The sequence below is a fragment of the Streptomyces sp. NBC_00016 genome (genome assembly GCF_045040885.1).
GTDB classification, from domain to species: domain Bacteria; phylum Actinomycetota; class Actinomycetes; order Streptomycetales; family Streptomycetaceae; genus Streptomyces; species Streptomyces coriariae.
On the sequence record NZ_CP108304.1, the window covers coordinates 7,178,241 to 7,192,768 of the forward strand.

Sequence of the window (14,528 nt, forward strand, 5' to 3'; positions counted from 1 at the left end):
CCGAGCAAGCCAGGAACCAGCCCGTGACCATGATCACTCCCGACCCCGGGACCCCCGCGCCGCCCGCATCACCGTCCGCGGCCCCGCCCTCGCTTCGCCCGCAGGCGGGTACGCCCGGTACGCTCACCGCCGTGCCACACGCTGATCAGTCCCAAAACCCCCAGAAGGGCGCTTCCGTGACATATCCGGGACCGCCGCGACCGGCCCAGGTCTCCGCAACACCCCTCGCGGAGCTGGCCGATCAGCTGGGTGCCGAGCAGCCGGGAAGCGCCGCCGTCGAGGTCACGGGCATCACCCACGACTCGCGCGCGGTCCGCCCCGGCGACCTGTACGCCGCTCTGCCGGGCGCCCGCCTGCACGGCGCCGACTTCGTCACCCAGGCCGCGGGCCTGGGCGCGGTCGCCGTCCTGACCGACCCCACCGGCGCGGAACGCGCCGCCGCGATCGGCCTGCCGGTCCTGGTGGTCGACGATCCGCGCGGACGGATGGGCGCACTGGCGGCCACGATCTACGGAGACCCGGGCCGCGACCTGCTCCAGATCGGCATCACCGGCACCTCCGGCAAGACCACCACCGCGTACCTCATGGAGGGCGGCCTCAAGCCGGTCAGGTCGACCGGACTGATCGGCACCGTCGAGACGCGCATCGGCGACGAGCGGATCAAGTCCGAGCGCACCACCCCCGAAGCCACCGACCTGCAGGCGCTGTTCGCGGTCATGCGCGAGCGCGGTGTCGAGGCGGTCGCCATGGAGGTTTCCAGCCACGCCCTGGTCCTCGGCCGGGTCGACGGCTGTGTCTTCGACGTCGCCGTCTTCAACAACCTCAGCCCGGAGCACATGGAGTTCCACTCCGGCATGGAGGACTACTTCCAGGCCAAGGCGCAGCTGTTCACCCGGAAACGCAGCAAACTCGGCGTGGTCAACTTCGACGACGAGTACGGCCGTCGGCTGATCCGGGAGGCGGAGGTCCCGGTCGTCAGCTTCTCGGCCGAGGGCGACCCGGACGCCGACTGGCGCGCGGTCGACGTCGAGATCGGTCCGCTGGACTCGACGTTCACCGTCCTCGGCCCGGACGGGGTGCGGGTCGCCGCCAGGGCGCCGCTGCCGGGTTCCTTCAACGTGGCGAACACCCTCGCCGCGATCGTCGCCCTCGCCGTCGCCGGCATCGACCCGCGGACCGCCGCCGACGGTGTCGCCGCGGTACCGGGCGTGCCGGGCCGGCTGGAGCGTGTGGACGCCGGGCAGCCCTACCTCGCGGTCGTCGACTACGCCCACAAGACGGACGCCGTCGAGTCGGTCCTGAAGGCCCTGCGCAAGGTCACCAAGGGCCGGCTGCACGTCGTCCTCGGCTGCGGCGGCGACCGGGACCGCACCAAGCGCGTCCCGATGGGCGCCGCGGTGGCCCGGCTCGCCGACACCGCCGTACTGACCTCCGACAACCCCCGCTCCGAGGACCCCCTCGCGATCCTCGCGACGATGCTCCAGGGCGCGGCGTCCGTGCCCGCGCACGAGCGCGGTGAGGTCCTGCTGTTCGAGGACCGGGCCGCCGCGATCGCCGCGGTCGTCGGCCGCGCGCACGCCGGGGACACCGTGCTGGTCGCGGGCAAGGGCCACGAGCAGGGCCAGGACATCGCCGGGGTGGTCCGTCCGTTCGACGACCGCCAGGTGCTTCGCGAAGCTATCCAGCAGACCCAGGGATGAACTTGTGATCGCCCTCTCCCTCGCCGAGATCGCAGCAGTCGTCGGCGGGCAGACCCACGACATACCGGATCCGTCCGCGGAAGTCACCGGACCGGTCGTCCGGGACTCCCGTGAGGTGGTGCCCGGCAGCCTCTTCGTCGCCTTCGTCGGCGAACGCGCGGACGGCCACGACTACGCGGCCCAGGTCGTCGAGGCGGGCGCGGCGGCCGTACTGGCCTCGCGCCCCGTCGGCGTCCCCGCGATCGTCGTGGACGACGTCCAGACGGCGCTGGGCGCCCTCGCCCGGCACGTCGTGCGGAAACTCGGCGCGACCCTCGTCGCGCTCACCGGCTCGGCCGGCAAGACCAGCACCAAGGACCTCATCGCACAGGTCCTGCGGCGCAAGGCGCCCACCGTCTTCACACCGGGATCGCTCAACAACGAGATCGGGCTGCCGCTGACCGCCCTGTCCGCGACCGAGGAGACGAAGTTCCTCGTGCTCGAGATGGGCGCCCGCGGGATCGGTCACATCCGCTACCTCGCCGATCTGACGCCCCCGAAGATCGGCCTCGTCCTCAACGTCGGCACCGCGCACATCGGCGAGTTCGGCGGTCGCGAACAGATCGCACAGGCAAAGGGCGAGCTCGTCGAGAGCCTGCCGCCGGCCGGTGAGGGCGGCGCCGCGATCCTCAACGCCGACGACCCGTTGGTACGGGCCATGGCCTCCCGTACGAAGGCGAAGGTGGTCTTTTTCGGAGAGTCCGGCGAAGCGGACGTACGGGCCGAGAACGTGCGACTCACGGACAGCGGACAGCCCTCGTTCAGCCTTCACACACCCTCCGGGTGCAGCGACGTGACCATGCGCCTGTACGGTGAGCACCACGTGTCGAACGCGCTCGCAGCGGCCGCCGTCGCCCATGAGCTGGGCATGTCCGCGGAAGAGATCGCCACCGCGCTCTCCGAGGCGGGCTCCCTCTCCCGCTGGCGGATGGAGGTCACCGAGCGCCCGGACGGCGTGACGATCGTCAACGACGCCTACAACGCGAACCCCGAGTCCATGCGAGCCGCTCTGCGCGCGCTCGCGGCCATGGGCAAGGGGGGCCGGACGTGGGCGGTGCTCGGCAAGATGGCCGAGCTCGGGGACGAGGCGCTCGCCGAGCACGACGCGGTCGGACGGCTCGCCGTCCGGCTCAATGTCGGCAAGCTCGTCGCGGTCGGGGGCAGGGAAGCCGCCTGGCTGCAACTGGGCGCATATAACGAGGGTTCGTGGGGTGAGGAGTCGGTGCACGTGTCCGACGCACAGGCGGCGGTCGACCTGTTGCGCAGCGAGTTGCGCCCGGGGGACGTCGTACTCGTGAAGGCGTCCCGTTCGGTCGGCCTCGAGAGCGTCGCGCAGGCGTTGCTCGCGACCGGCACCGAGGGTGAGGTCGCCGCCCGATGATGAATCAGATCCTGTTCGCGGGTGTGATCGGCCTCTTCCTGACGCTGGTCGGTACGCCGCTGCTGATCAAGCTGCTGGCGCGCAAGGGCTACGGCCAGTACATCCGCGACGACGGCCCGCGCGAGCACGCCAGCAAGCGCGGTACGCCGACGATGGGCGGCATCGCCTTCATCTTCGCGACGATCGCCGCGTACTTCCTGTCCAAGGTGATCACCGGCAAGCCCCCGACCTACTCGGGTCTGCTGGTGCTCGGCCTGATGACGGGCATGGGTCTGGTCGGCTTCCTCGACGACTACATCAAGATCGTCAAGCGGCGTTCGCTGGGTCTGCGGGCCAAGGCGAAGATGGCCGGCCAGCTGATCGTCGGTATCGCCTTCGCGGTGCTCTCGCTGCAGTTCTCCGACTCGCGCGGCAACACCCCGGCCTCCACGAAGCTGTCGTTCATCACGGACTTCGGCTGGACGATCGGCCCGGTGCTGTTCGTCGTCTGGGCGCTGTTCATGATCCTCGCGATGTCCAACGGCGTGAACCTGACGGACGGTCTGGACGGCCTCGCCACCGGCGCCTCCGTCCTCGTCTTCGGCGCCTACACCTTCATCGGTGTCTGGCAGTTCCAGGAGTCCTGCGCCAACGGCGAGACCCTGACCAACCCCAGCGCCTGTTACGAGGTACGCGATCCGCTGGACCTCGCGGTCATCGCGTCCGCACTGATGGGCGCCTGCCTCGGCTTCCTGTGGTGGAACACCTCGCCCGCCAAGATCTTCATGGGCGACACCGGTTCGCTGGCGCTCGGCGGTGTGCTCGCGGGCCTCGCGATCTGCTCCCGCACCGAGCTGCTGATCGCCCTCCTGGGCGGCCTGTTCGTGCTGATCACGATGTCGGTCGTCATCCAGGTCGGCTCCTTCAAGCTCACCGGCAAGCGGGTCTTCCGGATGGCGCCGCTTCAGCACCACTTCGAACTCAAGGGCTGGTCCGAAGTCCTGGTGGTGGTCCGTTTCTGGATCATCCAGGGCATCTGTGTGATCGTCGGACTGGGCATCTTCTACGCGGGATGGGCAGCGGACAAGTGACCGACTGGCAGGGGAAGAACGTCACCGTCGCCGGGCTCGGCGTCTCCGGCATCCCGGCGGCCAAGGTGCTGCACGGGCTCGGCGCGAAGGTCACCGTCGTCAACGACGGAGACGACGCACGCGCGCGTGAGCAGGCCGCCGAGCTGGAGGCGCTGGGCGTCACCGTGCGCCTCGGTGACGGGGCGACCCTGCCCGAGGGCACCGAACTCATCGTCACCGCACCCGGCTGGAAGCCCGACAAGCCGCTGTTCACGGCGGCCCACGAGGCCGGGGTACCGGTCTGGGGCGACGTCGAACTCGCCTGGCGGCTCAGGGAACTGGACGGCCGCAAGGCCGCCCCCTGGCTGTGCGTCACCGGCACCAACGGCAAGACGACCACCACCCAGATGCTGGCGTCCATCCTGAAGGCGGCCGGCCTGCGCACGGCGGCCGTCGGCAACATCGGTGTCTCCCTGCTGGACGCCGTCCTCGGCGAGGAGCCGTACGACGTCCTCGCCGTGGAGCTCTCCAGCTACCAGCTGCACTGGGCGCCCTCGCTGCGCGCCCACTCGGCCACCGTCCTGAACCTCGCCCCCGACCACCTCGACTGGCACGGCTCCATGGAGGCGTACGCCAAGGACAAGGGCCGTGTCTACGAGGGCAATCAGGTCGCCTGCGTCTACAACGTCGCCGACAAGGCCACCGAGGACCTGGTACGGGAGGCGGACGTCGAGGAGGGCTGCCGGGCGGTCGGCTTCACCCTCGGCGCCCCCGCGCCGTCCCAACTCGGCGTCGTGGACGGCATCCTGGTCGACCGCGCCTTCGTCGAGAACCGGCAGCAGAACGCCCAGGAACTCGCCGAGGTCTCCGACGTCCGCCCGCCAGCCCCGCACAACATCGCCAACGCCCTTGCCGCGGCGGCCCTCGCGCGCGCCTTCGGGGTGCCCGCCAAGGCCGTACGGGACGGCCTGCGGGCCTTCACGCCGGACGCCCACCGCATCGCCCACGTGGCGGACGTGGACGGCGTCGCGTACATCGACGACTCCAAGGCGACCAACACGCACGCGGCGGAAGCCTCGTTGGCGGCCTACGAGTCGATCGTCTGGATCGCGGGCGGACTGGCGAAGGGCGCCACCTTCGACGAGCTGGTCGCCAAGTCGGCGAAGCGGCTTCGCGCGGCGGTGCTCATCGGCGCCGATCGCGCCCTGATCCGTGAAGCCCTGGCGCGACACGCCCCGAAAGTACCCGTCGTCGACCTCGAACGGACGGACACTGGGGCGATGCTCGCGGCTGTCCAGGAGGCTCGGCGCCTCGCCGTCGAAGGCGACACGGTGCTCCTCGCCCCGGCCTGCGCCTCCATGGACATGTTCGTCAACTACAACCAGCGCGGTGACATGTTCGCCCAGGCGGTTGGCGAACTCGGAACCTGACCCGGCCGCCTGCCGGGCGACCTTGGGAGGGACGCGTGGGACCGTCACGGCCGACGTACGGCGCGGCAGCCGGGTACAGCGGCTGCGCCGCGCACCGAGGAGCAGCGGATGCCCGGTAGCCGTACCGGGCGTCCGCCTGTCCAGCGGACCGTCCGCAGACCCGCGACAGCCACCCGCCCGCTCCGCGACAACCCCGTACGGCGGCTCCACACGCGTGCGCAGAAGGCCTGGGACCGGCCGCTGACCGCGTACTACCTGATCTTCGGCGGCAGCCTGCTGATCACCGTCCTGGGCCTTGTCATGGTCTACTCGGCCTCCCAGATCACCGCGCTCCAGATGTCGTTGCCGGGATCGTTCTTCTTCCGCAAACAGTTCCTGGCCGCCTCCATCGGGGCCGCGCTGCTGCTGGTCGCCTCCCGGATGCCGGTGAAACTGCACCGGGGACTCGCCTACCCGATCCTCGCGGGGGCCGTCTTCATGATGGCGCTGGTGCAGGTGCCGGGGATAGGGATGTCGGTCAACGGCAACCAGAACTGGATCTCGCTCGGCGGCTCCTTCCAGATCCAGCCCAGCGAGTTCGGCAAGCTCGCGCTGGTGCTCTGGGGCGCCGATCTGCTCGCCCGCAAACAGGACAAGAAGCTGCTCGCGCAGTGGAAACACATGCTGGTGCCGCTGGTGCCGGTCGCGTTCATGCTGCTCGGGCTGATCATGCTCGGCGGCGACATGGGCACGGCGATCATCCTGACGGCGATCCTGTTCGGGCTCCTGTGGCTGGCGGGGGCGCCCACGCGGCTCTTCGTCGGGGTGCTGTCGATCGCGGCGACCCTCGGTGTGATCCTTATCAAGACCAGCCCGAACCGGATGGCCCGCCTGCAGTGCATCGGCGCGACCGACCCGGGCCCCGGCGACGCCTGCTGGCAGGCCGTGCACGGGATCTACGCCCTGGCCTCCGGCGGGATCTTTGGCTCGGGGCTCGGTGCGAGTGTGGAGAAATGGGGCCAACTGCCCGAAGCCCACACCGACTTCATCTTCGCCGTCACCGGCGAGGAACTGGGTCTCGCGGGGACGCTGTCGGTACTCGCCCTGTTCGCGGCTCTAGGCTATGCGGGTATCCGCGTGGCCGGACGCACGGAGGACCCCTTCGTGAGGTATGCCGCGGGAGGCGTGACCACCTGGATCACCGCTCAGGCAGTGATCAACATCGGTGCGGTGCTCGGCCTGCTGCCGATCGCCGGCGTCCCGCTCCCGCTGTTCTCCTACGGGGGTTCCGCCCTGCTGCCGACCATGTTCGCCATCGGGCTGCTGATCGCTTTCGCACGCGACGAGCCCGGTGCGCGGGCGGCGCTTGCGATGCGGCACCCCCGCTTTGGTAGAAAGCGGGGGGCTGGGGGCTCCGCTTTCGACCGGAGCCCCCGGAGATGGAACACGATGCGACGGCGTGCCTCGGCGGCGCGTCCGTCCGGAGAGCGGTGAATTTCGGTGCATGTCGTACTCGCTGGTGGGGGGACCGCCGGCCACATCGAGCCCGCGCTCGCCCTCGCGGACGCCCTGCGCAGGCAGGACCCCACTGTGGGGATCACGGCACTGGGCACGGAGCGCGGTCTGGAGACCACGCTCGTTCCGCAGCGGGGCTACGACCTCGCGCTGATCCCCGCCGTCCCGCTGCCGCGCAAGCCCACCCCCGAACTGATCACCGTCCCGGGCCGGCTGCGCGGCACGATCAAGGCCGCCGAGCAGATCCTGGAGCGCACCAAGGCGGACGCGGTCGTCGGCTTCGGCGGTTACGTGGCCCTGCCCGGCTATCTGGCCGCCAAGCGGCTCGGCGTCCCGATCGTCGTCCACGAGGCGAACGCCCGCCCCGGCCTGGCCAACAAGATCGGCTCGCGCTACGCGGCCCGGGTCGCGGTCTCCACGCCCGACAGCAAGCTGCGGGACGCCCGCTACATCGGCATCCCGCTGCGCCGCTCCATCGCCACCCTGGACCGCGCGGCCATGCGCCCCGAGGCCCGGCACATGTTCGGGCTCGACCCCAACCTGCCCACCCTGCTGGTCTCCGGCGGCTCGCAGGGCGCCCGCCGGCTCAACGAGGTCGTCCAGCAGGTCGCGCCCTGGCTCCAGCAGGCCGGTATCCAGATCCTGCACGCGGTCGGCCCGAAGAACGAACTGCCGCAGGTGCAGCAGATGCCGGGGATGCCCCCCTACATCCCGGTACCGTACGTGGACCGGATGGACCTCGCGTACGCCGCCGCCGACATGATGCTCTGCCGCGCGGGCGCGATGACCGTCGCCGAACTCTCCGCCGTCGGGCTTCCGGCCGCCTACGTCCCGCTGCCCATCGGCAACGGCGAACAGCGGCTGAACGCCCAGCCGGTGGTCAAGGCGGGCGGCGGACTGCTGGTCGACGACGCGGAACTGACCCCCGAGTGGGTCCGGGAGACCGTCCTGCCCGTCCTCGCCGACCCGCACCGGCTGTACGAGATGTCCCGCGCCGCCAGCGAGTTCGGCCGCCGGGACGCCGACGAGCTGCTCGTCGGCATGGTGTACGAGGCGATCGCCGCCAGTCGTGCACGCCGTTAGGAAACGCGTCGGCGAGTGAGCCGAAGGGGCGCGTCGGTGTCGAGGGGTCGGGCCCGCCAGGGCCCGAAGGGCTGAGCACGGCCGGGCTCTCGACACCGGCTGCGGCGCCCCGGAGGTGAACCGGGCCAGGAAAGGGAGTGTGCGTGGCCGGATCCGCCACCGCCGAGCGCGGTGCACGCCAGCAGGAGTCGTCCGGCCCGCCCCTCGTCCGGTGGTTGGGGCCGCGCCGACTTCGTACGATCATCATTCTCGCGCTGGCCGTCGTGCTCCTCGGTGCGGGCACCGGCTGGGTGCTGTACGGCTCGCAGTGGCTGAGGGTGGAGCGGGTCTCCGTGTCCGGCACGCAGGTGCTGACGCCGCCGCAGGTGCGCGAAGCCGCCGCCGTACCGGTCGGATCGCCGTTGGTCTCGGTCGACATCGACGCGATCGAGGCCCGGCTGCGTACGGAACTGCCCCGAATTCACTCGGTCGACGTGGTGCGTTCATGGCCCCACGGAATCGGCCTGAAAGTGACGGAGCGTACGCCGGTTCTCCTCGTGCAAAAGGGGTCGAAGTTCGTGGAAGTGGACGACGAAGGCGTCCGTTTCGCCACGGTTTCCGAGGCTCCTAAAGGCGTCCCGATGCTGGAAATGGCCGTTTCCTCCTCGCGTTCGGCCGCCGCGAGCCTGCGCCGCTTCGGCGAGGCCAGGCTGGTGCGGGAGGCGGTGAAGGCGGCCGGTTCCCTGCCCGCCGGCGTCGCGCGGGCCACCCGGGTCGTCAAGGTCCGTTCCTACGACGACATCTCGCTGGAGTTGAGCGGCGGCCGCACGGTCGCGTGGGGAAGTGCCGAGAAGGCCGCGGCGAAGGGCCGTACACTCACCGCTCTCATGAAAGCCGCCCCGGACGCCCGGCACTTCGATGTCAGCGCTCCCACCGCCCCTGCGTCAGCGGGGAGTTGACGCACGTCTGCGCAGGCCAGCACCCTGGTTGGGCAGTGACACGCCTGATCACATAGGGTGAAAAGAAAAACGGGAGGTTCGGCGTGTTCGTTGAACGGGCGCCACTTGTCGACTTAGTGTCCTGTTCAGAAGACTCCAAGGAACAGACACACTGGTAACCCTAAACTTCAGCGTTAGGGTTCGGGTCGGCGAAACGGACCGGCCCATTCGGCATCAGTCGTCGGATCGCATCACCTGCGAGGCGACGACACGTAACTCGAGGCGAGAGGCCTTCGACGTGGCAGCACCGCAGAACTACCTCGCAGTCATCAAAGTCATCGGTGTCGGCGGCGGTGGTGTCAATGCCATCAACCGGATGATCGAGGTCGGTCTCAAGGGCGTCGAGTTCATCGCCATCAACACCGACGCGCAGGCGCTGTTGATGAGCGACGCCGACGTCAAGCTCGACGTCGGCCGTGAACTCACGCGCGGACTCGGCGCCGGCGCCAACCCGGCCGTGGGCCGCAAGGCCGCCGAGGACCACCGCGAGGAGATCGAGGAGGTCCTCAAGGGGGCCGACATGGTCTTCGTGACGGCCGGAGAGGGTGGCGGCACCGGCACCGGCGGCGCGCCCGTCGTGGCCAACATCGCACGCAACCTCGGCGCCCTCACCATCGGCGTGGTCACCCGCCCCTTCACCTTCGAGGGCCGGCGCCGCGCCAACCAGGCGGAGGACGGCATCGCCGAACTCCGCGAAGAGGTCGACACCCTCATCGTCATCCCCAACGACCGACTGCTCTCCATCTCGGACCGCCAGGTCTCGGTCCTCGACGCCTTCAAGTCGGCCGACCAGGTCCTGCTCTCCGGTGTCCAGGGCATCACCGACCTGATCACCACCCCCGGTCTGATCAACCTCGACTTCGCCGACGTGAAGTCGGTCATGTCCGAGGCCGGTTCGGCCCTCATGGGCATCGGCTCGGCCCGTGGCGACGACCGCGCGGTGGCCGCCGCCGAGATGGCGATCTCCTCGCCGCTCCTGGAGGCCTCGATCGACGGCGCCCGGGGCGTCCTGCTCTCCATCTCCGGTGGCTCCGACCTCGGCCTGTTCGAGATCAACGAGGCCGCCCAGCTGGTCAGCGAGGCCGCGCACCCCGAGGCCAACATCATCTTCGGTGCGGTCATCGACGACGCCCTCGGCGACGAGGTACGGGTCACCGTCATCGCGGCCGGCTTCGACGGGGGCCAGCCCCCGGCCCGCCGGGAGACCGTCATGGGCTCGTCCTCGTCCTCGGCACGGCGCGAGGAGCCCACTCCGGTGCGGCAGCCCGAGAGCCGGCCGTCCTTCGGTTCGCTCGGCAGCGTGACGCCCAAGGAGGAGACGCAGCCGGCGCCCGAGCCGGTGGCCGACCTGCCGGTCTCGCCGCCGGTGCCGCCGTCGCGGTCCTACTCGGACAGCGCGGCCGAGGAGCTGGACGTGCCGGACTTCCTGAAGTGATAGGACAGCGCGAGAGCGAGAGCGGCGCGCACTTCGCCTTCACCGACCGGTGGGGCGGGGTGAGCGCCGCTCCGTATGAGGAGCTCAACCTCGGCGGAGCGGTCGGCGACGACCCCGACGCCGTACGCGTCAATCGTGAACTGGCCGCCAAGTCGCTGGGTCTGGACCCCGGCCTGGTCGTCTGGATGAACCAGGTGCACGGCAATGACGTCGCCGAGGTCGACGGACCGTGGACCACCGGGCTCACCCCGCCGGTCGACGCTCTGGTGACCGCGACCCGTGGGCTCGCCCTCGCCGTGCTGACGGCGGACTGCGTGCCCGTCCTGCTCGCCGACCCCGTCGCCGGGGTGATCGCGGCGGCCCACGCCGGGCGGCCCGGCATGGTCAAGGGGATCGTGCCGGCGGCGATCGACGCGATGGAGTCGCTCGGCGCTGTCCCCTCCCGGATCGTCGCCCGCACCGGACCCGCCGTGTGCGGGCGGTGCTACGAGGTGCCGGAGGCGATGCGCGCCGAGGTGGCCGCCGTCGAGCCGGCGGCGAGCGCCGAGACGAGCTGGGGCACTCCCGCCGTCGACGTGATCGCCGGGGTGCACGCTCAGCTCGAGCGGCTCGGGGTGCACGACCGGGAGCGGTCGCCGGTGTGCACACGGGAGTCGAACGATCACTTCTCGTATCGCCGCGACCGCTCCACGGGGCGACTCGCGGGATATGTCTGGTTGGACTGATGGGGCATGACGGACCGTAAGTACGAACTCACCGCAAACCTGGCGAAGGTGGAGGATCGGATCGCCGCCGCCTGCGCGGCCGCGGGCCGCGCGCGGGAGGAGGTGACCCTGATCGTGGTCACCAAGACCTACCCGGCGAGCGATGTGCGGCTCCTGTCGGAACTCGGTGTGCGCCATGTCGCCGAGAACAAGGACCAGGACGCGGCGCCCAAGGCGGCCGAGTGCGCCGGGCTGCCGCTGCGGTGGCACTTCGTCGGCCAGTTGCAGACCAACAAGGTGCGCTCCGTGGTCGGTTACGCGGATGTGGTGCAGTCCGTCGACCGGGCCCGGCTGGTGACGGCCCTGTCGAAGGAGGCCGTGCGGGCCGGGCGCGAGGTGGGCTGTCTGCTGCAGGTGGCGCTCGACGCCGGGGCGAGCGAGCGGGGCGAGCGGGGCGGTGTGGCCCCGGGCGGTGTCGAGGAGTTGGCCGCTCTGGTCGCCGGATCGCAGGGGCTGCGACTTGACGGACTGATGACCGTCGCACCTCTGACCGGGGAGTACGCCGGGCGCCAACGCGAGGCCTTCGGGCGGTTGATGGATTTGTCGACTGACCTGCGCCGAGCCCATCCGGCTGCGAACATGGTGTCGGCAGGGATGAGTGCGGACCTCGAGGATGCCGTGGCGGCCGGAGCGACACATGTACGCGTCGGCACTGCGGTACTCGGAGTCCGCCCCAGGCTCGGGTAACGTCGCCAGGAAGTCGGACCACAGCAGAAAATATGGTCATTACCGCCGAAGGGCGGACACAAGGGCCACGTGGATCGCGGGACTTGGCAGTTGAAAGTCGATCCACCACAGAGCGGAGGACTCAGAGAATGGCCGGCGCGATGCGCAAGATGGCGGTCTACCTCGGCCTCGTGGAGGACGATGGGTACGACGGCCGGGGATTCGACCCCGACGACGACTTCGAACCCGAGCTCGACCCGGAGCCCGAGCGGGACCACCGGCGACACGAGCCGTCCCACCAGTCACATGGTGCGCATCAGTCCCAAAGGGACGAAGAGGTGCGAATCGTGCAGCCGCCGGCGCCGCGTGAGCCGGTGGCTCGTTCCGCTTCGCTAGGCGCGGAATCCGGGCGTCCGGCGCGCATCGCGCCCGTGGCATCCATCACACAAGAACGTCAGTCCCTGGAGAAGAACGCACCGGTGATCATGCCCAAGGTCGTGTCGGAACGAGAGCCGTACCGGATCACCACGCTTCACCCCCGGACCTACAACGAGGCCCGTACCATCGGGGAACACTTCCGTGAGGGCACCCCGGTGATCATGAATCTGACTGAGATGGATGACACAGACGCAAAGCGACTTGTCGACTTTGCGGCCGGTTTGGTGTTTGGTCTTCACGGCAGCATCGAGCGGGTGACGCAGAAGGTGTTCCTGTTGTCGCCTGCTAACGTCGATGTCACGGCGGAGGACAAGGCCCGCATCGCAGAGGGCGGGTTCTTCAACCAGAGCTGAGACGCTCGACCGGAAACGGCAGTACAGAGAAGCACGGAACAGGGGAGAGGGAAGCACCGAACATGAGCGTGGTCCTGGATGTCGTCTACATCGCGCTGATGGTCTTCCTCATCGTGCTCATCTTCCGGCTGGTCATGGACTACGTCTTCCAGTTCGCCCGCTCATGGCAGCCCGGCAAGGCGATGGTGGTCGTTCTGGAGGCCACCTACACTGTCACCGATCCACCGCTCAAGCTTCTGCGGCGGGTCATCCCGCCGTTGCGTCTCGGGGGCGTGGCGCTCGACCTGTCCTTCTTCGTACTGATGATCATCGTCTACATCCTGATCTCCATCGTGAGTCGGCTGTGAGCGATGTGAACTACCGTCTTGCCGATGCCGAAGACTACGTTGAGGTGAAGAGATGCCGTTGACCCCCGAGGACGTGCGGAACAAGCAGTTCACGACCGTCCGCCTCCGAGAAGGCTATGACGAGGACGAGGTCGATGCCTTCCTCGACGAGGTCGAAGCCGAACTGACCCGCCTGCTTCGTGAGAACGAGGACCTGCGGGCCAAACTGGCCGCGGCCACGCGCGCTGCTGCCCAGAACCAGCAGAACATGCGCAAGCCGCCCGAACAGGACCAGCCGCAGGGTGGCATGCCCCAGCAAGGTGGCATGCAGCAGGGCGGTATGCAGCAAGGCGGTATGCAGCAGGGCGGTATGCAGCAGCAGGGCATGCCCCAGCAGGGGATGCCTCCGCAGGGCATGCCGCAGCAGGGTATGCGAGGCCCGGGCGCCCCGGTGCCCGCCGGCATATCGGGCCCGCCGCAGCAGCAGATGGGTGGCCCCATGGGTGGCCCGCCCCAGCTGCCGAGCGGTGCGCCGCAGCTGCCCGCCGGTCCCAACGGCGGTCAGGGTGGTCCGCAGGGTCAGGGTCCGATGGGCCAGGGTCCGATGGGGCAGAACCCCATGCAGCAGCAGATGGGCCAGGGCCCCATGGGTCAGGGTCCGATGGGTCAGGGCCCGATGGGTCAGAACCCCATGCAGCAGCAGATGGGTGGCCCGATGGGCGGCCCCATGGGTGGTCCGATGGGCGGCCCCGGTCAGGGTCCCGGTGGCGACAGCGCCGCTCGTGTCCTGTCGCTGGCCCAGCAGACCGCCGACCAGGCGATCGCCGAGGCCCGTTCCGAGGCCAACAAGATCGTGGGTGAGGCGCGTTCGCGTGCCGAGGGTCTCGAGCGGGACGCCCGTGCCAAGGCCGACGCCCTGGAGCGGGACGCGCAGGAGAAGCACCGCGTCGCGATGGGCTCCCTGGAGTCCGCCCGCGCCACGCTGGAGCGCAAGGTCGAGGACCTGCGTGGCTTCGAGCGCGAGTACCGCACGCGTCTGAAGTCCTACCTCGAGTCCCAGCTGCGTCAGCTGGAGACCCAGGCCGACGACTCCCTCGCTCCGCCGCGCACTCCGGCCACGGCATCGCTGCCGCCGTCCCCGGCGCCTTCCATGGCTCCGGCCGGCGCAGGTGCTCCGTCCTACGGCGGCAACCCGGGCATGGGTGCTCCCAGCCCGGCCGCCCCGTCCTACGGCGGGCAGCAGCAGATGTCCCCGGCGATGACCCAGCCGATGGCTCCGGTGCGGCCGCAGGGCCCGTCGCCGATGGGCCAGGCTCCCTCGCCGATGCGTGGTTTCCTCATCGACGAGGACGACAACTGACGGCCTGTAGTACGCCTTAGGCGTCGGCAGCGT

General features: G+C 69.9%; 13 protein-coding genes. All 13 read left to right on the forward strand.

Annotated features, from left to right (window positions below):
* The first annotated feature begins 23 nt into the window (after positions 1-23).
* The 13 genes from OG933_RS31665 (at position 24) to OG933_RS31725 (ending at position 14,495) form a co-directional block, all read left to right on the forward strand.
* Positions 24-1,700, forward strand: a complete 1,677-nt coding sequence (locus OG933_RS31665; protein ID WP_405630224.1) for a UDP-N-acetylmuramoyl-L-alanyl-D-glutamate--2,6-diaminopimelate ligase — start codon at positions 24-26, stop codon at positions 1,698-1,700.
* Positions 1,701-1,704: 4 nt separating this feature from the next.
* A complete protein-coding gene (gene murF / locus OG933_RS31670; RefSeq protein ID WP_362520156.1) occupies positions 1,705-3,120 on the forward strand; it encodes a UDP-N-acetylmuramoyl-tripeptide--D-alanyl-D-alanine ligase in 1,416 nt (471 codons plus the stop codon).
* A complete protein-coding gene (gene mraY / locus OG933_RS31675; RefSeq protein WP_020129934.1) occupies positions 3,117-4,190 on the forward strand; it encodes a phospho-N-acetylmuramoyl-pentapeptide-transferase in 1,074 nt (357 codons plus the stop codon). Before murF ends, mraY begins: the two co-directional genes overlap by 4 nt.
* Complete coding sequence (murD, locus tag OG933_RS31680; RefSeq protein WP_405630228.1) at positions 4,172-5,599, forward strand: UDP-N-acetylmuramoyl-L-alanine--D-glutamate ligase; 1,428 nt, start codon at positions 4,172-4,174, stop codon at positions 5,597-5,599. Before mraY ends, murD begins: the two co-directional genes overlap by 19 nt.
* Positions 5,600-5,707: 108 nt before the next feature.
* Complete coding sequence (ftsW, locus tag OG933_RS31685; RefSeq protein ID WP_362520162.1) at positions 5,708-7,072, forward strand: putative lipid II flippase FtsW; 1,365 nt, start codon at positions 5,708-5,710, stop codon at positions 7,070-7,072.
* Between the two features lie 6 nt (positions 7,073-7,078).
* Positions 7,079-8,176, forward strand: a complete 1,098-nt coding sequence (murG, locus tag OG933_RS31690; protein WP_028806861.1) for an undecaprenyldiphospho-muramoylpentapeptide beta-N-acetylglucosaminyltransferase — start codon at positions 7,079-7,081, stop codon at positions 8,174-8,176.
* 143 nt (positions 8,177-8,319) lie between these two features.
* On the forward strand, positions 8,320-9,114 hold the full coding sequence (locus tag OG933_RS31695; protein WP_362520165.1) for an FtsQ-type POTRA domain-containing protein: 795 nt from the start codon (positions 8,320-8,322) through the stop codon (positions 9,112-9,114).
* Between the two features lie 277 nt (positions 9,115-9,391).
* Positions 9,392-10,588: a cell division protein FtsZ gene (ftsZ, locus tag OG933_RS31700; protein ID WP_327182546.1), complete on the forward strand. Its 1,197-nt coding sequence runs from the start codon at positions 9,392-9,394 to the stop codon at positions 10,586-10,588.
* Positions 10,585-11,313 (forward strand): peptidoglycan editing factor PgeF, encoded by a 729-nt coding sequence (gene pgeF / locus OG933_RS31705; protein WP_405630233.1) that lies wholly within the window; start codon positions 10,585-10,587, stop codon positions 11,311-11,313. Before ftsZ ends, pgeF begins: the two co-directional genes overlap by 4 nt.
* Before the next feature lie 6 nt (positions 11,314-11,319).
* Positions 11,320-12,039 carry a YggS family pyridoxal phosphate-dependent enzyme gene (locus OG933_RS31710; RefSeq protein ID WP_362520172.1) on the forward strand — a complete coding sequence of 240 codons (720 nt, stop codon included), beginning with the start codon at positions 11,320-11,322 and terminating at the stop codon, positions 12,037-12,039.
* Between the two features lie 128 nt (positions 12,040-12,167).
* A complete protein-coding gene (locus OG933_RS31715; protein ID WP_020129926.1) occupies positions 12,168-12,809 on the forward strand; it encodes a cell division protein SepF in 642 nt (213 codons plus the stop codon).
* A gap of 62 nt (positions 12,810-12,871) precedes the next feature.
* A complete protein-coding gene (locus OG933_RS31720; protein ID WP_020129925.1) occupies positions 12,872-13,156 on the forward strand; it encodes a YggT family protein in 285 nt (94 codons plus the stop codon).
* A 52-nt stretch (positions 13,157-13,208) separates the two neighbouring features.
* Positions 13,209-14,495 carry a DivIVA domain-containing protein gene (locus OG933_RS31725; RefSeq protein ID WP_362520175.1) on the forward strand — a complete coding sequence of 429 codons (1,287 nt, stop codon included), beginning with the start codon at positions 13,209-13,211 and terminating at the stop codon, positions 14,493-14,495.
* The last annotated feature ends 33 nt before the right edge of the window (positions 14,496-14,528 follow it).